This window comes from Rhizobium sp. Root1212 (assembly GCF_001424985.1).
GTDB lineage: Bacteria > Pseudomonadota > Alphaproteobacteria > Rhizobiales > Rhizobiaceae > Pararhizobium.
The window spans coordinates 88,370-108,114 of the sequence record NZ_LMDA01000028.1 but is presented as its reverse complement, the minus strand read 5'-3'; the positions used below and the strand labels follow the sequence as shown (position 1 = coordinate 108,114).

Sequence of the window (19,745 nt, the reverse complement as noted above, 5' to 3'; positions counted from 1 at the left end):
GAAATCGCGTGACTATAAGACGCCCACACAGCGCGTGCGCCCTTCGTCTATCGGTTAGGACACCAGATTTTCATTCTGGGAAGAGGGGTTCGACTCCCCTAGGGCGTGCCACTGTTTTCTTTCCCCCGACATGCTGATACTGCCCTCGCTTGAGCCTTTGTGCTGCGCGTTTTGCCGCCTCGCAACGCGTTCACACATTTCATCAAAAAAGCGTCGGAATTCGAAAATTGTCGCTTGCGGTTCTGAAATCGCCCGCCTATAAGGCGCCCATACAGCGCGTGCGCCCTTCGTCTATCGGTTAGGACACCAGATTTTCATTCTGGGAAGAGGGGTTCGACTCCCCTAGGGCGTGCCACTGTCTCTCCTCCCCCAGACAATTCGATCTCTCTCGGCAAGCGCTTTTGCGTGTTCTGACGCGTCGGAATTTTCTTCAAAAAAACCTTTCGAATCCGCATTTTGGCGCTTGCGGGAGTTAGTCGTGCTGACTATAAGACGCCCACCGCACGCGCCCTTCGTCTATCGGTTAGGACACCAGATTTTCATTCTGGGAAGAGGGGTTCGACTCCCCTAGGGCGTGCCACTTTGCTTGACCGAAGCAACCTTCACCGACATCACAACGCCTTCGCCGCATCCAGAATGCGGAACTGAACCTTGCGTGCGCCCTGCCAGTGATCGGCAGAAAGACAGCCGGCGACATGCAGCGACGTGCCGCGCGAGGAGAGGAGAAGGTCGCCCAGCGCCGTTTCCTGCGCGCGGAAAGCAATCGCTTCCAGGCGGGAGCCATCCTGCCCTTCGAGCGTGACGCGGATATGGTTGACGCCGACCGGGCGCGCGTCCCTCACGCGATGCGCCGGCAGCGCGAAGATCGGCTGCGGATGACCGGCGCCATAGGGGCCGGCCTGCTCAAGTTGATCGACGAGGTCCAGCGTTGCGCCGGATGCGCCGAGTGCGCCGTCGATCTTCAGCGTTTCGGAGGAAACGAGTTCGCTGACCGTTGCGGCCGCCTTTTCTTCGAAGAAATGCCGGATGCGGCCGAGATTGGCGCGTTCGACGGTCAGGCCCGCCGCCATGGCATGGCCGCCGCCCTTCACCAGCAGGCCGGCCTCCACTGCACCACGCACCATACGGCCGAGATCGAAGCCGCTGATCGAGCGGCCTGAGCCCGTGCCCTTGCCGTTCGGATCGAAGGCGATGGCAAAGGCGGGACGGCGGAAGCGATCCTTCAGCCGGGAGGCGAGCAGCCCGACAACGCCGGGATGCCAGTTTTCGCGGGCGGTGACGATGACGGAAGCGCCCTCGCCCGTTCCGTATTCCGCCAGCGCCTCGGCTTCCGCTTCCGCCAGCATGGCGACTTCCATCGCTTGGCGTTCGCGGTTGAGGATATCGAGCTGGTTGGCGATCTCTTCGGCCTTGGCGGCATCCTCCAGCGTCAACAGCCGGCTTCCGAGCGCGGCATCGCCTATCCGCCCGCCGGCATTGATACGGGGGCCGACGAGGAAGCCGAAATGATAGGCCGTAACAGGCCCGCCAATGGCCGCTTTGCGCAACAGCGCCGAAAGGCCGGGGTTCTGCATATGCCGGGCGGCGATCAGGCCCTTGACGACATAGGCGCGGTTCAGGCCCTTGAGCGGCACGACATCGCAGACGGTTGCCAGCGCCACGAGATCGAGCAGCGCCAGCGGATCGAAATCCGCGACACGGCGGTCGCCCGCCTGACGCAGACGGCGTAGCGTGTTGACGACGACGAGGAAGACGACGCCGGCGGCGCAGAGATGCCCCTGCCCGGAAAGATCGTCTTCCCGATTCGGATTGACCAGCGCGTGGCATGGCGGCAGATCGGTGCCGACCTGATGGTGATCGATGACGACGACATCGATGCCGCGATCGCGCGCCACCGCGAGCGATTCGTGGCTCACCGAGCCGCAATCGACGGTGACGATCAGCGTCGCACCGTTGTCGATCAGTTGGCTGATCGCGGTCGGATTTGGGCCGTAGCCCTCGAAAATCCGGTCCGGGATATAGATCGTCGCATCGATGCCGAAATGGTGCAGGAAGCGGTAGAGAAGCGCCGAGGAGGCCGCACCATCGACGTCGTAATCGCCGAAGATGGCGACCTTCTCGCCGCGCGCGACGGCCTGCACGAGACGGTCGCTCGCCTTGGCGCAATCCGTCAGCAGATCGGGGTCGGGCATCAGCGAACGAATCGTCGGATCGAGGAAGGCGACCGCATTTTCCTGCGTCACACCACGGCCGGCGAGCACCCGCGACAAGAGATCGGAAAACCCGTGGACCTGGGCGATGGCAAGGGCGCGGTTCTGCCCGGCCTGATCGAGCCGCGACACCCAACGCTGGCCGCCGACCGATTTTTCGACGCCTAAAAATGCGCGCTGAATCGGATCTGGCAGTTCGTTCATGTGTTCATCCTTGAAACTGGGCTTGTTGGTAACCGTTTTCCGCGCCTTCGACAAACGAAAGCGGCCCCGCCGGGCAAGATGCCGGACGGGGCCGCTTTCATGTCATCAGCTGCCGATCAGCCGGCCTTCGGGCGCTCGATGCGGATCACCTGCGGTTCGCCGACGAGATAACCTTCGCCCTTGATCGAGGCCACCGCCTTGCGCACCGAATCTTCCGTCGTCGCATGGGTGACGAGGATGATCGTCTGCGGCTCGTCGGCTTCGACGTGATGCTTGGAATGCTGGACGATCGATTCGAGCGAGATGCGGTTTTCCGCCATGTGGGTCGCGACATTGGCAAAGACGCCAGCGCGGTCGACGACCTTGAGACGAATGAAATAACCGCCCTCATGGCTCTGGATCTGGGCGCGCTTGTAGGGCAACAGCGCCGTGACCGGGCGACCGAAAGCCGGCACATGCTGGGCGCCAGGACGGCTCTTGGCAATATCGGCGATATCCCCGAGCACGGCCGATGCCGTGGCATTGCCGCCGGCGCCGGGGCCGACCATCAACAATTCACCGAGAATATCGGATTCCATCGCCACCGCGTTGGTGACGCCATCGACCTGCGCGATGACCGATTCGAGCGGCACCATGGTCGGGTGTACACGCTGCTCGATGCCGCTTTCGGTGCGCTGGGCGACGCCAAGCAGCTTGATGCGGTAGCCGAGATCGGCGGCAGCCTGGATATCGTCGATAGAGATATTGGTGATACCCTCAAGATAGATATCGTCCGCCGCGATCGCCGTGCCAAAGGCAAGGCTGGTCAGGATCGACAGCTTGTGGGCCGTGTCATTGCCCTCGATGTCGAAGGCCGGGTCGGCTTCTGCATAGCCAAGGCGCTGGGCCTCCTTGAGGCAGGCCTCGAAGGACAGGCCTTCCTTCTCCATTTTGGTCAGGATGTAGTTGCAGGTGCCGTTCATGATCCCGTAGACGCGCGAGATCGTGTTGCCGGTCATGGATTCGCGGAGCGCCTTGATGACCGGGATGCCGCCGGCGACGGCCGCTTCATAGTTCAAAAGAGCGCCGTGGGATTCGGCCAGGCCGGCAAGCTCGATGCCGTGGGCTGCAAGCAGCGCCTTGTTGGCGGTCACCACGTGCAGGCCGCGCGACAGCGCCGCCTTGACAGCGGAATAGGCGGGATCGCCGGCACCGCCCATCAGTTCGACGAAAACGTCGATATCGGCCTCAGTGGCCAGTGTCACGGCATCGTCGAACCAGCTGATGCCGGAGATATCGACGCCGCGATTGCGGGTGCGGTCGCGGGCGGTGACGGCTGTGATCTCGATGGCGCGCCCACAGGTCGTGGCCAGGGAATTGTGACGTTCCTGGAGAATCCGCACGAGCGAGGCACCAACCGTTCCCAAGCCCGCAATGCCGATTTTAAGGGCACCTGCCATTTTAAACTTCCTAACATATAAGAGCCCCGGCCCTGCGGCCGGGGCATGACTGAAACGACCGGCTCTTGCGTCCGTCAGCGACGGGCGTTGAGCGAGATGACGTTGTGGAGCGTATCGTCGGCGGTCGCGAGGAACTTCTTCAGGTTCCGCGCGGCTTGGCGAATGCGATGTTCGTTTTCGACGAGCGCGATGCGGACGTAATCGTCACCGAGTTCGCCGAAGCCGACGCCCGGTGCAACCGCGATATCAGCCTTCTCGACCAGCAGCTTGGAAAACTCCAGCGAACCGAGATGACGGAATTTTTCCGGGATTTTCGCCCAGGCGAACATGGTGGCTGCCGGCGGCGGCACTTCGAATCCTGCCTTGCCGAAGGTTTCGACCATCACGTCGCGGCGGCGCTTGTAGATGCTGCGCACTTCGGCGATGTCGGAGCCGTCGCCGTTCAGCGCGTGGGTCGCCGCCACCTGGATCGGCGTGAAGGCACCATAATCGAGATAGGATTTGACCCGCGTCAGCGCCGCGATCAGTCGCTCGTTGCCGACGGCAAAGCCCATGCGCCAGCCGGGCATGGAGAAGGTCTTCGACATCGAGGTGAATTCGACGGTGTTGTCCATCGCGCCCGGCACTTCGAGCACCGACGGCGGGGGATTGTTCTCGTCGAAATAGATCTCGGCATAGGCCAGATCCGAAAGAATGACGATGTCGTGCTTCTTCGCGAAGGCGACCACTTCCTTGTAGAAATCGAGCGTCGCGACATGGGCCGTCGGGTTCGACGGATAGTTGATGATCAGCGCGATCGGCTTGGGGATCGAATGGCGGATCGCCCGCTCCAGTGGCGGGAAGAAGGTGTCGTCGGGCTCGACCGAGATCGAACGGATGACGCCGCCGGTCATCAGGAAGCCGAAGGCATGGATCGGATAGGTCGGGTTCGGGCAGAGCACGACGTCGCCCGGCGCCGTGATCGCCTGCGCCATGTTGGCGAAGCCTTCCTTCGAACCCAGCGTCGCGACGACCTGGGTATCGGGGTTGAGCTTCACGCCGAAGCGGCGGGCATAATAGGCGGCCTGGGCGCGGCGCAGGCCGGGAATGCCCTTGGAGGACGAATAGCGATGCGTGCGCGGGTCCTGGACCACTTCGCAGAGCTTGTCGACGATCGCCTGGGGCGTCGGCAGGTCGGGGTTGCCCATGCCGAGGTCGATGATGTCAGCTCCACCCGCTCGCGCGCTGGCTTTCAAACGGTTGACCTGTTCGAAAACGTAAGGCGGCAGACGCCGGACTTTGTGAAATTCTTCCATCTTAAAACCTCGTCTTGCGCGTCCCGCCAGCAGCGAATCTAAGGTGCGAGGGAGACGCGCGCGGTGCTATCGGCCCACGCGGCCATACAAGGCTTTGCGTCCAAAATCATCGAAACGCAAGTGCTAATTCTGTATCTCTTTCAGCGTGTCGGTGCCGTGATTGGCGGCAAGCGCCTGCAACTCCTTAAGGCGCCGCTGATATTCGGCTTCGCTGATCTCGCCGGACTTGCGCTTGCCGGAAAGCGCGGTGAGACGCGCCGAGATATCCGTGGCCTCTTCATTGCTCATCTGAACGTTGGCGGCCGGCAGCTTGCCCTCGATGACCGGATAAGCATCGGCAGCAATCGGGCGGGCCATGGTTTGCGTATACTCCGAAGAGCGACCGCTGACCGCAGAAGACGAGGTGCAGCCGGCCATAACGGCCGCCGATGCGGCAATCACTGTAAATGTGCAATAATGGGCCGCCGCCTTGAGCGACCCAATCTTGAGCGAATGCTTCATGTCTTCCCCGTCCGCTTTTCCGTTGCCGGCCTCATTGCGCATAACAGCCATGAGTGCCGCGCGCTGGCACTTGTAATCATTTTCGGGCAGAATGTAAAAAGACAAAACGTCAAACGTCTGGGGAGGGACTTGAGTGGCGGAAGGCAAGGGAAACGCAGGCCAAGCTGAAGGTAAAACCGAAGGATTTCAGGGATTTGACCCGAAATCGGTCGAGCCCTACATCGTCAAGGACCCCGAAGCGCTCGCCATGAACATGGCGCGCACGGTGGAACAGCTCGGCAAGGCCGCCTCCGCATGGCTCGCCCCCCGCGAAAGCGGCGCAAAAACCGATTATGTCGCCGATCCCGTGGTCGATATGGTCAAGACGCTCTCGAAAGTCTCCGAATACTGGATTTCCGAACCCCAACGGACGCTCGAAGCCCAGACCCAGCTGATGGGGAGTTTCTTCTCGATCTGGACCCGCACGCTGCAGAAGATGTCCGGCGACGCCTCCGCGGAAGCCCCGGCCCGGCCCGACAAGCGCTTCAGCGATGCCGACTGGGTCAACAACCCCTTCTTCGACTTCCTGCGCCAAGCGTATCTCGTCACCTCAGACTGGGCCGACCGCATGGTCACAAATGCCGAAGGGCTCGATCCCCACACCCGGCACAAGGCCGCCTTTTACGTCAAGCAAATCTCCAGCGCGCTTTCGCCGGTCAATTTCATCACCACCAATCCGCAACTCTACCGGGAAACCGTCGCCTCCAGCGGTGCAAACCTCGTCAAGGGTATGAAGATGCTGGCGGAAGACATCGTCGCCGGCCAGGGCGACCTGAAGATGCGCCAGACCGATTCGAGCAAGTTCACGGTCGGCGAAAACATCGCCATCAGCCCCGGCATGGTGGTCGCCCAGAACGACGTCTGCCAGATCATCCAGTATGACGGGACGACGGATACGGTGCTGAAGCGCCCGCTGCTGATCTGCCCGCCATGGATCAACAAGTTCTACGTGCTCGATCTAAACCCGGAAAAATCCTTCATTCGCTGGGCGGTCGAACAGGGACACACGGTCTTCGTGATCTCCTGGGTCAATCCGGATGCCCGCCACGCGACCAAGGACTGGGAAGCCTATGCCCGCGAAGGCGTCGGCTTCGCGCTCGATACGATCAAGAAGGCGACGGGTGAAGACGAGGTCAATGCCATCGGCTACTGCGTCGGCGGCACGCTGCTCGCCGCGACGCTGGCGCTGCATGCACAGGAAGGCGATACCCGCATTCGCTCGGCGACGCTCTTCACCACCCAGGTCGATTTCACCCATGCTGGCGACCTCAAGGTCTTCGTCGATGAGGACCAGATTTCCCAGCTTGAACAGCGCATGGGCGAAACCGGCTATCTCGAAGGCTCGAAGATGGCGACAGCCTTCAACATGCTGCGGTCCTCCGACCTGATCTGGCCCTATTTCGTCAACAACTACCTCAAGGGACAAGAGCCGCCGCCCTTCGACCTGCTCTACTGGAATTCCGATTCCACCCGCATGGCGGCGGCCAACCACTCCTTCTACCTGCGCAACTGCTACCTCGAAAACAACCTGACCAAGGGCGAGATGGTGATGGCCGGAAAGAAACTCTCGCTTCACGACGTGAAAATCCCGATCTACAACCTCGCCGCCAAGGAAGACCATATCGCGCCAGCGAAGTCCGTCTTCGTCGGCAGCCAGTTCTTCGGCGGCAAGGTCACCTATGTCATGTCCGGCTCCGGCCATATCGCCGGCGTCGTCAACCCGCCGGCCAAGGGCAAGTACCAGTACTGGACCGGCGGCAAGGTGACCGGTGAATTCGAGGATTGGGTGGCCAAGGCCGAGGAGACGCCCGGTTCCTGGTGGCCGCACTGGCACGCCTGGATCGAAAAGCAGGACAAGCGGCGGGTGCCGCCACGCCATACCGGCGGCCCGTTGAACTCAATCGAGGCCGCCCCCGGCTCCTATGTGCGCATTCGTTCCTGACGACGGCGCGCCCGCACACGATGAAGTTTGAAAGTCCCCTCGTCCCGGCGGTGCTCGTCCAGCGCTACAAGCGGTTCCTGTTCGACGCCGTTCTGGAAGACGGCCGCGCGATCACCGGTTTCTGCCCGAATACCGGCTCGATGCGCGGCCTGACCACGCCCGGATCGAAAATCTGGCTCTCGGAACATGACAGCCCGACGCGAAAATACCGGCATATGCTGGAACTGGTGGAGGTGGACGGCGCACCGGTCGGCATCAACACCGGGCTTCCGAATGCGCTCGCCGGCGAGGCGATCGCCGCCGGGCTCGTGGGCGATCTTGGGACTTATCCGCTGGTGCGGCGCGAGCAACGCTACGGTAAGAATTCCCGCATCGACTTCCTGCTCTCCGACCCGGATGGCAGCCGTCGCTGCTATGTCGAGGTCAAGAACGTGCATTTCAGCCGCGAAAACGGGCTGGCGGAATTTCCCGACAGCCCGACCAGCCGCGGCGCAAAGCATCTGGAGGAACTGGGAGACATGGTGGCGGAGGGCCATCGCGGCGTGATGCTTTATCTGGTGCAAAGGGCAGATTGCAGTCACTTTCGCATCTGCGGTGATCTCGATCCGGTCTATGCGCGCGCCTATGTCCGGGCACGGCAGCGCGGCGTCGAAGCCTTTGCCGTGCGCTGCAGCATCTCGCCCACGCAAATCGTCGCCGACGGCCTGATCGCCATGGACGAAACGGCCCCTGCCGGTCTATGACATCAGATCACGACAAGCGAAAGTTCTAGAGAATGGTCACCTATATCGAGGCCGATTCTGCGCCTTACAAAAACACCGGGGTCATCCGCCTGTACACCCCGGAGGATTTCGCCGGCATCAAGCGCGCCTGCCAGCTGACCGCCCGCTGTCTCGACGCGCTTGCGCCTCTGGTGCGCCCCGGCGTGACCACGGATGAGATCGACCGTTTCGTGTTCGAATTCGGCATGGACAACGGCGCCCTGCCCGCCACCCTTAACTATCGCGGCTACACCAAGTCGTCCTGCACTTCGATCAACCACGTCGTCTGCCACGGCATCCCGAACGACAAGCCGCTGCGCGAGGGCGATATCGTCAATATCGACGTGACCTACATCCTCGACGGCTGGCATGGCGATTCGAGCCGGATGTATCCGGTCGGCGAGATCAAGCGGGCGGCCGAGAGGCTGCTCGAAGTCACCTACGAATGCCTGATGCGCGGCATCGCGGCGGTGAAGCCCGGCGCGCGCACCGGCGCGATCGGCGAGGCGATCCAGAGCTTTGCGGAAGCCGAACGCTGCTCCGTCGTGCGGGATTTCTGCGGCCACGGCGTCGGCCGGCTGTTCCATGATGCGCCCAACATCCTGCATTACGGCCGCGCCAATGAAGGCCCGGAAATGCGCGAAGGCATGATCTTCACCATCGAGCCGATGATCAATCTCGGCCGGCCGCATGTGAAGGTGCTCGCCGACGGCTGGACGGCGGTCACCCGCGACCGCTCGCTGTCGGCGCAATACGAACACTGCGTCGGCGTGACCGCCACCGGCTGTGAAATCTTCACGCTGTCGCCCGGCGGCCTCGACCGTCCCGGTCTCCCTCCGCTGAGTGCCGCATGACGAAACCGCCCGGCCGAATCGAGCCGCAACCGGCGGAACAGGCAGGTTTCTTCGGCGAGCAGACCCCGTCGCGCGCCGACCTCGCCGCCTCCACGGAAACAGCCCACTACCATGGCCATCGCGACCGGCTGCGCACCCGTTTTCGCGACAATGGCGATGCAGCGCTTGCCGACTATGAAATCCTCGAACTGCTGCTTTTCCGGCTCATTCCAAGACGGGACACCAAGCCCGTCGCCAAGGCGCTGCTCGATCGTTTCGGGACACTCGCCGGCGTCTTCGGCGCCCAGCCGGCGCTGCTGCAGGAGGTCAAGGGTATCGGCGAAGCCGTAGCGCTCGACCTGAAGCTGATCGCCGCCGTCGCCCACCGCACGCTGAAGAGCGATTTGCGCGGCAAGAAGGTGCTCGCCTCCTGGTCGTCGGTTATCGAATACTGCCATGCGGCGATGGCGCATGAGAACCGCGAGCAGTTCCGCATCCTCTTCCTCGACAAGCGCAACGCGCTGATCGTCGACGAGGTGCAGCAGACGGGTACAGTGGACCACACCCCGGTTTACCCGCGCGAAGTGGTGAAACGCGCTTTAGAACTTTCCGCTACAGCCTTGATTTTGGTCCACAATCATCCATCAGGCGATCCGACACCGTCACGCGCCGATATCGAGATGACCAAGACCATTATCGATACCGCCAAACCGCTGGGCATTACCGTGCACGATCACATCATCATCGGCCGCGATGGCCATGCGAGCCTCAAGGGTCTGCGGCTGATCTGATCCGTCCGAGTTTGTCAGGGAAAAGTGGAACCCGGTTTTCCCGACAAGACAAACGAAAACCCTAAAGCCACCGCGCCTTCTTGAAGAAGCGGTACAGCCCGGTGCAGATGACGAAAATCGCCGCCAGCACGAAGAAATAGCCGTAGCGCATGTGCAGCTCCGGCATATCAACAAAATTCATGCCGTAAATGCCGGCAATCGCCGTCGGCACGGCGAGGATAGCGGCCCAGGATGCGAGCTTGCGGGTGATTTCCGTCTGCTCGGACTGGCCGATCATCAGGCTCGCTTCGAAAGTGAAGGCCAGAACCTCGCGCAGGCTGTCGATATCCTCCTGCACCCGGCGCACATGGTCGGTTACATCGCGGAACAGAGCGTGCAGCATCGCATCCATGCCCGGCAGGTCGAGATGCTCGTGGCGGCGGCAGACGTCGACCAGTGGCACGACGGCATTGCGCAGCCGAAGCAGGCTGCGTCGCAGCATATAGAGCCGCTCGACATCCGCCTTGTCCAGCCGCTCGCGCAGCACCCGTTCTTCCAGCTCCTCTACTTCCTCATGGATCATCTCGATGACCGGTACGTAGTTGTCGACGATGAAATCGAGGATCGAATAAAGGATGTAGTTCTCGCCGTGGGCGAGCGCGACCGGTGATGCCTCGCAGCGCTGGCGCACGAGATTATAGGAACTCGACGCACCGTGCCGCACGGAGACGACATAGCCGCGGCCGACGAAAAGGTGGGTTTCGCCGAAAACGATCTCGGCATCCATCATATGGGCGGTGCGCGCCACGACGAACATGGCGTCGCCATAGATTTCGAGCTTCGGTCGCTGGTGGGCGTGGCCTGCATCCTCGATCGCCAGAGGGTGGAGATCGAATTCCCGCTGCACCTCCGCCAACAGAAGCGCGTCCGGCTCATGCAGGCCGATCCAGACGACGGTATTTTCCTTTTGCCGCCAGAGGTGGGAATCGCTGATCGGAATGTCGCAGATGCGCTTGCCGTTCTGATAGACAGCTGCTGCAATGACGCCGGGCCTTGTCTCAGGGCCGCGCAGTCCCGCGGCCTCCGATCCGGTCCCCTCCACCTCCTCCTGCGGAACAAAGCTTTCCCTGCCTTCGTGCCGAACCATAGAAGCCTCCATCCACTGCCACTCGCTCCCGGCATATTCCTCGAAGCATAGCGCATATCGCCGGAAACCGGCATCCATAATCCTGCCGGAAGCACACAAGACTTTATTAAATTGTAAGATAGAGGCTATAGACGATGACTGAAATCTGCCGCAGTGCACAACGATCCTCATCATCAGCGGATACGCCCATGAACCAGTACGATCTCGTTGTTGTCGGCAGCGGCCCCGCGGGCCGCCGCGCCGCCATCCAGGCTGCCAAGCTCGGCAGGAAAGTCCTTGTGATCGAGCAGGGAAAGCGCGTCGGCGGCGTCTCCGTCCATACCGGCACCATCCCCTCGAAGACCTTGCGCGAAACGGCGCTCAACCTCTCCGGCTGGCGCGAACGCGGCTTCTATGGCCGCGCCTATCGCGTCAAGGAGGAGATCAGCGCCGAGGACCTGCGGCGGCGCCTGATCATCACCCTCGACCATGAGGTCGAGGTGCTGGAGCATCAGTTCGCCCGCAACCGCGTCCAGCACATTCGTGGCAAGGCAAGTTTCGTCGATCCGACGACCATGCAGGTGGTGAAGGACGACGGCGAAATTCTCCATGTCAAGGGCACCAGCATTCTGCTTGCCGTCGGCACCAAACCCTTCCGCCCCGACTATATCCCCTTCGACGGCAAGGCGATCATCGACAGCGATGAGTTGCTCGATATCGAGGAGCTGCCGCGCTCAATGGCTGTCATCGGCGCCGGCGTCATCGGCATCGAATATGCGACCATCTTCTCGGCGCTCGATACGCAGATCACCCTGATCGACCCCAAGGTGACGATGCTCGATTTCATCGACAGGGAGATCGTCGAGGACTTCACCTATCAGCTGCGCGACCGCAACATGAAGCTCCATCTCGGCCAAAAGGCCGAGAAGGTCGAGCGCTTGCCGAACGGCCAATGCGAGATCAAGCTCGACAGCGGCCGTGTGGTCCATTGCGAGATGGTGCTGTTTGCCGCCGGCCGCATGGGCGCCACCGATACGCTCAATCTCGAGGCCGCCGGCCTCGAAGCCGACAGCCGCGGCCGTCTCAAGGTGAACCCGGAAACCTTCCAGACCTCGGTGCCCAACATCTATGCCGCCGGCGACGTCGTCGGCTTCCCGAGCCTTGCCTCGACTTCGATGGAACAGGGCCGCATCGCCGCCCGCGTCGCCGTCGGCGCCATGGCCAAGGAACCGCCGAAATTCTTCCCCTACGGCATCTACGCCGTTCCGGAAATCTCGACCTGCGGCTTGACGGAAGAAGAGGTGAAGGAACGCGGCATCGCTTATGAGTGCGGCATCGCCCGTTTCCGCGAAACCTCGCGCGGCCACATCATGGGTCTCGATTCGGGCCTGTTGAAGCTGATCTTTTCGCTGAAGACCCGCCGTCTGCTTGGCGTCCATATCGTCGGCGAAGGTGCCACCGAACTGGTGCATATCGGCCAGGCGGTGCTCAACCTGAAGGGCACGGTCGAGTATTTCGTTGAGAACACCTTCAACTACCCGACGCTCGCCGAGGCCTACAAGATCGCCGGCCTCGACGCCTGGAACCGCATGGGCGAGGTCGCGCCGAAGGCATAAAGGCCAGCCCCTTATCAAGGGGTTGCCCTCATCCCCCACTCACCGTCGTCATCCTCGGCCTCGTGCCGAGGATCTTTCAGCGTCTCCCAGAGAATGGAGGGACCAGCAGATGCTCGGCACGAGGCCGAGCATGACGGAAGAGAGGAAGACAGCCCTCCCAGAAAACTCCACAACGCAAAAAGGCCGCCCATTGGGCGGCCTTTCAATTGGGTCCTATGAGGAACCGGCTTATTCGGCGCTGTCGTCAGCGGCCTTCTTCTTGGCCGGAGCCTTCTTCTTCCGGGCTGCGGCTTCTTCGCCTTCAACGGAAGCTTCAGCCTTGGCGGCCTTCTTCTTCGGGGCCTTCTTGGCGTCTGCCTTGCCTTCGTCCTCGTCATCAGCCATCAGCTCTTCCTTGCTGACGGTCTTGTCCGTGACCTTCACTTCGGAGAGCAGGTGATCGATGACCTTTTCTTCGAAGAGCGGAGCGCGCAGCGAAGCGGCGGCACCGGGGGTCTTCTGGAAGTAGTCGATGATTTCCTTTTCCTGGCCAGGGAACTGGCGCAGCTGCTGGAACAGCGAACGCTGCATTTCCTCGTCGGAAACCTGGACGCCAGCCTTCTCGCCGATTTCGGAGAGAACGAGGCCGAGGCGGACGCGGCGCTCAGCCAGCTTGCGGTACTCGGCGCGGGCGTCTTCTTCGGTCGTGTCTTCATCGGCGAAGGTCTTGCCGGCCTGCTGCAGGTCGGTGTTGATCTGGCGCCAGATGTTGTCGAATTCGGCATCGACCAGACGGCCGGGGGTGTCGAACTGGTACATCTCGTCGAGTTGGTCGAGGATCTGACGCTTGACCTTCTGGCGGGTGAACGAGCCGTACTGGCTTTCGATCTGGCCGCGGACGATTTCCTTCAGCTTGTCAGCCGATTCGAGGCCGAGCTTGGTGGCCAGCTCGTCGTTGATTTCGACGGCAGCGGCAGCAGCGACGTCGTTGACGTTGATGTCGAAGGTGGCTTCCTTGCCGGCGAGGTTTGCAGCCGGGTAATCAGCCGGGAAGGTGACGGTGATGACCTTCTCGTCGCCAGCCTTCAGGCCGACCAGCTGCTCTTCGAAGCCCGGAATGAAGCGGTTGGAGCCGAGAACCAGCTCAGCGTCTTCGTCCTTGCCGCCGTCGAAGGCTTCGCCGTCGACCTTGCCGAGGTAATCGATGGTGACGCGGTCGCCGTTTTCAGCCTTGCCCTTCTTGGTTTCGTAGGTGCGGGCGCTTTCGGCGATCTTGAGGATCTGCTCGGTGACTTCGGCGTCGTCGATATCGACGACTTCGCGGGTGACCTTGATGCCCGAAACGTCCTTCAGCTCGATCGCCGGGATGACTTCGTAGGCCAGGGTGAATTCGAAATCGGCATCGGCGTTGAGGATCTTGTCGGCTTCCGCCTCGTCCTCGGTCATGGCGATTTCCGGCTGGGTCGCAGACTTTTCGCCGCGCTCGGAGAGGATTTCGGTCGGCTTGTCGCGAACGATCTCGTTGACCAGTTCGGCCATGATCGACTTGCCGTACATCTTCTTCAGATGCGCGAAGGGCACCTTGCCCGGACGGAAGCCGTTGATACGGACCTTGCCCTTGGCGTCTTCCAGGCGCTCGTTCATACGAGCTTCCATGTCCTTGGCCGGAATGACGACCTTGAGTTCGCGCTTCAGCCCTTCAGCGAGCGTTTCGATAACCTGCATGTTCAAACCTTCATTTCACGTTGACAGGGCTCTGTCGGTGTTCGTTTCTCGAGCACGTGAGCCGATCCAATTGCCGGGAGTGGCTTTACGCAAATCCGTCACCGTTTTGCAAGCAAAATGGCGCACTCTTCCTGATCGACGCAGAAGATAAAGCCTCCGCGTCCCTAATATTCTGGTGCGGGTAGAGAGACTTGAACTCCCACGCCTTGCGGCACCAGAACCTAAATCTGGCGTGTCTACCAATTTCACCATACCCGCGTTCAGAAAGCCGCCTCGCCTGATCTCTGCAGCGGATCGCGAGCATAAAGCAAGCCTCCGCCGGGTTCAGGGCGTTCCCGAGCGCGGCGTCTCTATATCACCCGTTTCTCGAGGATCAAAGGGAAAATAAGCCGTCAGGCACAGGGAAATCGCGGGAAATCTCCGCTTTCGTCAGAAGGGCGGCTCTTCATAGAGCGGCTTTCCATCAATTGAGATCGTGCGGATCTGCATGACGCCGGTATCGCTGACGCTTGCGGTCACGGAAAGCGCCTGCGCGTTTCGCGCCTCTTCCAGCGGCTTGCCCTGGCCTTCCGGCACGTAATAGCGCTCGATGCCGTATTCCACCGAAAGCGCCGTCTGGCTGCCCGACGGCTGGGGATAGAAGTAGAAGGGCTGGGTTCTGGCGACGACACTGCCGTCTTCGAGCGGCGGCAACGTGCCGAAAGCCGCCTCCCTCACATGCCAGAAGCCGTCCTCGGCTTTCGCGAGCCGCACGGAAAGCTGCGCATCCGTCTCCTCCTGCGGTAGCGTGTCCACCAGCTTGTCGAGCGGGATGGTCGAGATATCATAGGAGAGGATCACATAATCGCCGCGCAGGAGGTCGCGCGGATCGACCGGAACGGTCTGCAGCACGACATCGTGGCCGTTGCGCAGGATCGCTGCCCGGCTTTCGATCATATAGCCGAGGATCGCCGTTTGCAGGGCGGCAATGATGACGGCCGAGACCCAGACATTGAGAATGGCGGGTTTTGAAAGGAACGCCTTCATGGCTTCACGCCTCCGTGCCGGTTGCGGGCCGGGCGGCAAGCCGCCTTTCGATGCGGATCACCGCATAGGCGATGGCTGCCACGACGACGCCGGAAATCAGGAAGAAACCGGAGGTGCCGAGAATGCTGCCGATCGTCTCCGACGACAGGAACAGCAGCTCGCCGGCAAAGGCCGCATAACCGAGAAAGCGCACGGCGCCGTTCAGCCGCCCGGCAAGCCCGATACCGGCCAGCGACACCGCCAGCGCCGTCGCGCCGATCACCACGTCCTGCCAAAGATACTCCATCTCCATATGCAGCGCGATGAGGCCGAGGAGCGCCAGCGCGAAGCTGTAGAAGGCAGGCGCCGCACCCGCTTCGTCCGCCATCCGCCGCAGGGGCGAAAACGGCAGCACGGCTAGAAGGAAGGCGACGAGGCCGATGCCGAAATAGGTTGCCGCCAGCCAGGCTTCCGGCGCTTCCGTGTAAAGCCAGCCCAGCCAGCCAAGCATCAGCAGATAGGCAAGGTGCCGGGCAATGCCGGCGCCCGTATAGCGCACCAGCGCCACGATGATGAGCACCAGCACCGGCACGAGGAAGATATAGCCGTTGCCTTCGAGGCTGGCGTCGCTCTCAAAGACGAGATCGATGAATATCCACCAGCCGAGCGCGCCGCAGAGCACGGCAAGAGCCCCGGAGCGAAACAGAACCGTTGCGGCACAGGCGACCAGGAACCAGACGATCAGCGCATCGGCGGAATCACCGGAGAGATGATACATCTGCCCGACAAGCGCGATGGCGCCGCCGAAGGCCATGGTCGCAAGCACCAGAAGCGCTGTGCCGATCGCCACCGCACCGCGGCTCAAGCTGAAAGCCGCCCCGAGATAGGCCGCCCAGAGGAGGCCGATAATACCGACGACGCGGGCCACACGGGGAATTGCCTCCCAGTTCGCCGCGACCAGCAGCAGCACGGCTGCGGCCAGCAGCACGCCGGCCAGCACCATCAGTACCCGGCCGGCGCTGAAGCTCGACGGGCGGGCGTCATATTCGGCGAGCATGGCGCCGGCGGCGGCGCGATCGAGCAAGCCCTTCTCGACCCAGAGATTGAAATCCCTCTCTATCCGCGCCCGGTACATGTCCACTCCTTGTAGTCCGCTATCGGCAAACACATATCACAGGCAGAATTCATTCCTAGAGCAGGCCACCGGGGTATCGTCGTTAACTTTTCATGAAACTTTCACCGCTATCGTAGCAATCAGGGACTTTGCCAGCAACGCATGCACCTGACGCATGGCTCCCGTGAAAATGCCGCACTGCACAAATCGATCAGCCGTTCCTATCTATAGAATATGGAAGCGGCGCTTAAGACAGCAGGCTCCACGGCACAGACCAGCCGTTACCCATGACGGGAAGAAGGTCGGCGAGCCCGCAAGGGCCGCGGCAAGACATTCGGAGCAAGCGCCCTCCTCCTCCCAGCGCCGCTCCGATCGAGACGGGCAAGTCTTCTCCTCCCAAGTTGCCCGTCGTTTCAAATGACGCCCGCTGGATCTCCTCCCCCAGCGGGCGTTATTTTTCCGGGCGGAATTTCTAAGTTATTTCAACGGTTTTTTATCGAATCATCCCGACACTTCCCCGTGAGCCATGCGGCTTTGGCATAGGTGCCATTCCATATCGGCTCTACCACAATGCGGATGCCATATTTATATGACTAATCATACATCGGGGCAGCGCACTCCTCCTCCCAGCGCACCCCGAAGGATCGGCGACATCCTCCTCCTCCCGGTTGCCGATCGAGACAGACAATGCCCGCCGGACCTCCTCCCCCGGCGGGCATTGTCGTTTTCACGGCAGACTTTCGGGCGGAAAGGAATGCATCCCGCGCATGGGTGCGATGCAGCATTGGCTCTGCAAATCGACCAGGCGAACAGCTATATTCCACTCATGAAATCGAGACCGGCGCAAACGGCGCCGCCGATCAAAACCATTCTGAAAGGAAACGATCATGAACATCACCCGCTCTTTCAATAACTGGCGCAAGTATCGTCAGACCGTCAACGAACTCGGCCGCATGAGCGACCGCGAACTCAGCGACCTCGGCATCGGCCGCAGCGACATCCCGTTCGTTGCCCGCCAGGCTACCAAGTAAGTCAGGCTACCAAGTAGCCTGAACAGCACTGCCGCGCCGGCTGACGCCGACGCTCCGCAAACGCCCTCCGGAGATCATCCGGCGGGCGTTTTTGTTTTTTCAGCCTCTTGCAATTCAATGCCCCCCAGCATTTTTTCGACGGCGATAATGCTGCGATTGCGAACGCTCCAAACCGGCATTTCGGCGCGCAATTCGCCTTGAATAGGCCCGCCCTCCGATCGTTGCGAGCCCCTCCAAAATAGCAGCATGAAAACAGCGATTTAATCGCCTTTAACCAACGGTTAATCCATGGCGATTTTCTCGGCATCTGGAAAATCTGCACTCCAAAGCGGCAACGCTTGCACAAATGCATAGCAGGTGCCGTTTCTTTGCACTGCAACATCCTCTTACACGGGTGTATAACAATCTCAATCAAGCAGCGGACGAGGTCGTCGCGCTCAGCACATTACCTGAAGGAAAAGATCATGAACCCGATCCGTATGGCCAAGAACTGGATGAACTACCGCCGCACCGTTGCCGAACTCGGCAATCTGTCGAACCATGCCCTGTCCGACATCGGCATCACCCGTTTCGACATCCGCAGCATTGCATCGCGCTCCTTCCGTTAATCGGACCCGAGCCTTTGAAATATCCCAAAACGGCACCGCAAGCGGTGCCGTTTTCGTTTGTGCACTCTCCACCGGCTTTGGCCGTCAAACCCTTTCCGGTTTCGGCGATTGTGCAGTAAGAACGCCTGATGACAGATACATCCTCTTTCTCCCCCATCCATATCGTCGGCGGCGGCCTTGCCGGGTCCGAAGCCGCCTGGCAGATCGCCAAGGCCGGCATTCCCGTCATCCTGCATGAAATGCGCGGCGTTCGCGGTACAGATGCCCACAAGACGGACGGTCTTGCCGAACTGGTCTGTTCGAACTCCTTCCGCTCCGACGATGCGACCAGCAATGCGGTCGGCGTCCTCCACGCGGAAATGCGGCTCGCCGGTTCGCTGATCATGGCCTGTGCCGACGCCAATCAGGTGCCGGCCGGCGGCGCGCTTGCCGTCGACCGCGACGGTTTCTCCGACGCGGTCACCAAGGCGATTTCGGAGCATCCGCTGATCTCGGTGGTGCGCGAAGAGGTTTCCGGCCTGCCGCCGAAGGAATGGGGCCTGACGGTCATCGCGACAGGCCCGCTGACCGCGCCGTCGCTCGCCGAAGCGATCCAGAGCGAAACCGGCGCCGATGCGCTCGCCTTCTTCGATGCCATCGCGCCGATCGTCCATACCGAAAGCATCGACATGGACATCTGCTGGTTTCAGTCGCGCTACGACAAGGTCGGGCCGGGCGGCACGGGCAAGGACTACATCAACTGCCCGATGGACGAGGCCCAGTACAATGCCTTCGTCGATGCGCTGATCTCCGGCGACAAGACCGGCTTCAAGGAATGGGAAGGCACGCCCTATTTCGATGGCTGCCTGCCGATCGAGGTCATGGCCGAACGCGGTCGCGAAACCCTGCGCCATGGGCCCATGAAGCCGATGGGGCTCACCAACGCCCATAATCCGTCCGTCAAGGCTTACGCTGTCGTGCAGCTGCGCCAGGACAATGCGCTCGGCACGCTCTACAACATGGTCGGTTTCCAGACGAAGCTGAAATACGGCGCGCAGGCCGGAGTCTTCCGCATGATTCCGGGCCTGCAGAATGCAGAGTTCGCCCGTCTCGGTGGCCTGCACCGCAACACCTACATCAACTCTCCGACCCTGCTCGACAGCACGCTGACGCTGAAATCGCGGCCGGGCCTGCGTTTCGCCGGCCAGATCACCGGCTGCGAAGGTTATGTGGAAAGCGCTGCGATCGGCCTCCTGGCCGGCCGCTTCGCCGCCGCCGAGCGCAAGGGCGAGATGCTCGTGCCGCCGCCGGTCACCACGGCTTTTGGCGCGCTTCTGAACCACATTACCGGTGGCCACATCGTTTCCGACGATGAGCCGGGCAAGCGCTCGTTCCAGCCGATGAACGTCAATTTCGGCCTGTTTCCGCCGCTGGAACCGGGCGCAATCACCAAGCCGGAAGGCGTCAAGCGCTTCCGCGGCAAGGAAAAGGCCATCGTCAAGAAGCAGATGACGGCCTTGCGCGCGCTGGAAGACTGCGCCGCCTGGCTTGCTGCGACCACAGGCTGA

General features: G+C 61.6%; 15 protein-coding genes, 4 tRNA genes and 1 pseudogene. 11 read left to right on the top strand and 9 right to left on the bottom strand.

The features are described from left to right. Window positions 1–36 precede the first annotated feature (36 nt). The 3 genes from ASC86_RS24515 (at window position 37) to ASC86_RS24505 (ending at window position 580) form a co-directional block, all read left to right on the top strand. A tRNA-Glu gene (locus ASC86_RS24515) sits at window positions 37–111 on the top strand. 169 nt (window positions 112–280) lie between these two features. Continuing rightward, window positions 281–355: transfer RNA gene (locus ASC86_RS24510), tRNA-Glu, on the top strand. Between the two features lie 150 nt (window positions 356–505). Then, window positions 506–580 (top strand) — tRNA-Glu (locus tag ASC86_RS24505). A 31-nt stretch (window positions 581–611) separates the two neighbouring features. On the opposite strand, the gene recJ is transcribed toward ASC86_RS24505, so the two are convergent. From recJ to ASC86_RS24485, 4 genes are all read right to left on the bottom strand, one after another. Further along, window positions 612–2,414, bottom strand: a complete 1,803-nt coding sequence (gene recJ, locus ASC86_RS24500; RefSeq protein WP_056327398.1) for a single-stranded-DNA-specific exonuclease RecJ — start codon at window positions 2,412–2,414, stop codon at window positions 612–614. A gap of 116 nt (window positions 2,415–2,530) precedes the next feature. Further along, window positions 2,531–3,853 (bottom strand): homoserine dehydrogenase, encoded by a 1,323-nt coding sequence (locus ASC86_RS24495; protein ID WP_056327396.1) that lies wholly within the window; start codon window positions 3,851–3,853, stop codon window positions 2,531–2,533. A gap of 74 nt (window positions 3,854–3,927) precedes the next feature. Then, window positions 3,928–5,148: an LL-diaminopimelate aminotransferase gene (locus ASC86_RS24490; RefSeq protein ID WP_056327393.1), complete on the bottom strand. Its 1,221-nt coding sequence runs from the start codon at window positions 5,146–5,148 to the stop codon at window positions 3,928–3,930. Between the two features lie 123 nt (window positions 5,149–5,271). Further along, the gene (locus tag ASC86_RS24485; protein WP_082510475.1) at window positions 5,272–5,589 is read right to left on the bottom strand and encodes a hypothetical protein; all 318 of its coding nucleotides are present in this window, start codon (window positions 5,587–5,589) and stop codon (window positions 5,272–5,274) included. A 193-nt stretch (window positions 5,590–5,782) separates the two neighbouring features. Between ASC86_RS24485 and phaC the strand changes: the two genes are divergently transcribed. The 4 genes and pseudogenes from phaC to radC all read left to right on the top strand — a co-directional run. Continuing rightward, complete coding sequence (gene phaC, locus ASC86_RS24480; RefSeq protein ID WP_056327389.1) at window positions 5,783–7,630, top strand: class I poly(R)-hydroxyalkanoic acid synthase; 1,848 nt, start codon at window positions 5,783–5,785, stop codon at window positions 7,628–7,630. A 20-nt stretch (window positions 7,631–7,650) separates the two neighbouring features. Next, window positions 7,651–8,373, top strand: a complete 723-nt coding sequence (gene sfsA, locus ASC86_RS24475) for a DNA/RNA nuclease SfsA (protein WP_056327387.1) — start codon at window positions 7,651–7,653, stop codon at window positions 8,371–8,373. Between the two features lie 32 nt (window positions 8,374–8,405). Further along, window positions 8,406–9,245: a type I methionyl aminopeptidase gene (gene map / locus ASC86_RS24470; RefSeq protein WP_056327385.1), complete on the top strand. Its 840-nt coding sequence runs from the start codon at window positions 8,406–8,408 to the stop codon at window positions 9,243–9,245. A gap of 101 nt (window positions 9,246–9,346) precedes the next feature. Continuing rightward, window positions 9,347–10,015, top strand: a pseudogene (gene radC / locus ASC86_RS24465) (DNA repair protein RadC); the annotation flags it as partial. Window positions 10,016–10,076: 61 nt separating this feature from the next. Here radC and ASC86_RS24460 read toward each other — a convergent pair. Continuing rightward, on the bottom strand, window positions 10,077–11,141 hold the full coding sequence (locus ASC86_RS24460; protein ID WP_082510457.1) for a magnesium and cobalt transport protein CorA: 1,065 nt from the start codon (window positions 11,139–11,141) through the stop codon (window positions 10,077–10,079). A 188-nt stretch (window positions 11,142–11,329) separates the two neighbouring features. On the opposite strand from ASC86_RS24460, the gene sthA reads away from it, so the two are divergent. Beyond that, window positions 11,330–12,736, top strand: a complete 1,407-nt coding sequence (gene sthA / locus ASC86_RS24455) for a Si-specific NAD(P)(+) transhydrogenase (protein ID WP_056327381.1) — start codon at window positions 11,330–11,332, stop codon at window positions 12,734–12,736. Window positions 12,737–12,964: 228 nt separating this feature from the next. Here sthA and tig read toward each other — a convergent pair whose 3' ends face one another. From tig to ASC86_RS24435, 4 genes are all read right to left on the bottom strand, one after another. After that, window positions 12,965–14,440, bottom strand: a complete 1,476-nt coding sequence (gene tig, locus ASC86_RS24450; RefSeq protein WP_056327540.1) for a trigger factor — start codon at window positions 14,438–14,440, stop codon at window positions 12,965–12,967. Window positions 14,441–14,613: 173 nt separating this feature from the next. Then, window positions 14,614–14,698: transfer RNA gene (locus tag ASC86_RS24445), tRNA-Leu, on the bottom strand. Window positions 14,699–14,869: 171 nt separating this feature from the next. Next, window positions 14,870–15,466, bottom strand: a complete 597-nt coding sequence (locus ASC86_RS24440; RefSeq protein ID WP_056327379.1) for a GDYXXLXY domain-containing protein — start codon at window positions 15,464–15,466, stop codon at window positions 14,870–14,872. 4 nt (window positions 15,467–15,470) lie between these two features. Then, window positions 15,471–16,580, bottom strand: a complete 1,110-nt coding sequence (locus ASC86_RS24435) for a DUF2157 domain-containing protein (RefSeq protein ID WP_056327377.1) — start codon at window positions 16,578–16,580, stop codon at window positions 15,471–15,473. 866 nt (window positions 16,581–17,446) lie between these two features. Between ASC86_RS24435 and ASC86_RS25450 the strand changes: the two genes are divergently transcribed. The 3 genes from ASC86_RS25450 to trmFO all read left to right on the top strand — a co-directional run bounded on the left by ASC86_RS25450 (window position 17,447) and on the right by trmFO (window position 19,745). Next, window positions 17,447–17,590, top strand: a complete 144-nt coding sequence (locus tag ASC86_RS25450) for a DUF1127 domain-containing protein (protein WP_082510455.1) — start codon at window positions 17,447–17,449, stop codon at window positions 17,588–17,590. Between the two features lie 464 nt (window positions 17,591–18,054). Further along, on the top strand, window positions 18,055–18,198 hold the full coding sequence (locus tag ASC86_RS25445; protein ID WP_082510453.1) for a DUF1127 domain-containing protein: 144 nt from the start codon (window positions 18,055–18,057) through the stop codon (window positions 18,196–18,198). Between the two features lie 125 nt (window positions 18,199–18,323). Next, window positions 18,324–19,745: a methylenetetrahydrofolate--tRNA-(uracil(54)-C(5))-methyltransferase (FADH(2)-oxidizing) TrmFO gene (gene trmFO / locus ASC86_RS24430; protein WP_156387186.1), complete on the top strand. Its 1,422-nt coding sequence runs from the start codon at window positions 18,324–18,326 to the stop codon at window positions 19,743–19,745.

Excerpts from the sequence above, each read along its gene's own strand:
- recJ (WP_056327398.1), bottom strand. The coding sequence starts at position 2,414 with ATGAACGAACTGCCAGATCCGATTCAGCGCGCATTTTTAGGCGTCGAA.
- ASC86_RS24495 (WP_056327396.1), bottom strand. The coding sequence starts at position 3,853 with ATGGCAGGTGCCCTTAAAATCGGCATTGCGGGCTTGGGAACGGTTGGT.
- ASC86_RS24490 (WP_056327393.1), bottom strand. The coding sequence starts at position 5,148 with ATGGAAGAATTTCACAAAGTCCGGCGTCTGCCGCCTTACGTTTTCGAA.
- sfsA (WP_056327387.1), top strand. The coding sequence starts at position 7,651 with ATGAAGTTTGAAAGTCCCCTCGTCCCGGCGGTGCTCGTCCAGCGCTAC.
- map (WP_056327385.1), top strand. The coding sequence starts at position 8,406 with ATGGTCACCTATATCGAGGCCGATTCTGCGCCTTACAAAAACACCGGG.
- ASC86_RS24460 (WP_082510457.1), bottom strand. The coding sequence starts at position 11,141 with ATGGTTCGGCACGAAGGCAGGGAAAGCTTTGTTCCGCAGGAGGAGGTG.
- sthA (WP_056327381.1), top strand. The coding sequence starts at position 11,330 with ATGAACCAGTACGATCTCGTTGTTGTCGGCAGCGGCCCCGCGGGCCGC.
- tig (WP_056327540.1), bottom strand. The coding sequence starts at position 14,440 with ATGCAGGTTATCGAAACGCTCGCTGAAGGGCTGAAGCGCGAACTCAAG.
- ASC86_RS24440 (WP_056327379.1), bottom strand. The coding sequence starts at position 15,466 with ATGAAGGCGTTCCTTTCAAAACCCGCCATTCTCAATGTCTGGGTCTCG.
- ASC86_RS24435 (WP_056327377.1), bottom strand. The coding sequence starts at position 16,580 with ATGTACCGGGCGCGGATAGAGAGGGATTTCAATCTCTGGGTCGAGAAG.
- ASC86_RS25450 (WP_082510455.1), top strand. The coding sequence starts at position 17,447 with ATGAACATCACCCGCTCTTTCAATAACTGGCGCAAGTATCGTCAGACC.
- ASC86_RS25445 (WP_082510453.1), top strand. The coding sequence starts at position 18,055 with ATGAACCCGATCCGTATGGCCAAGAACTGGATGAACTACCGCCGCACC.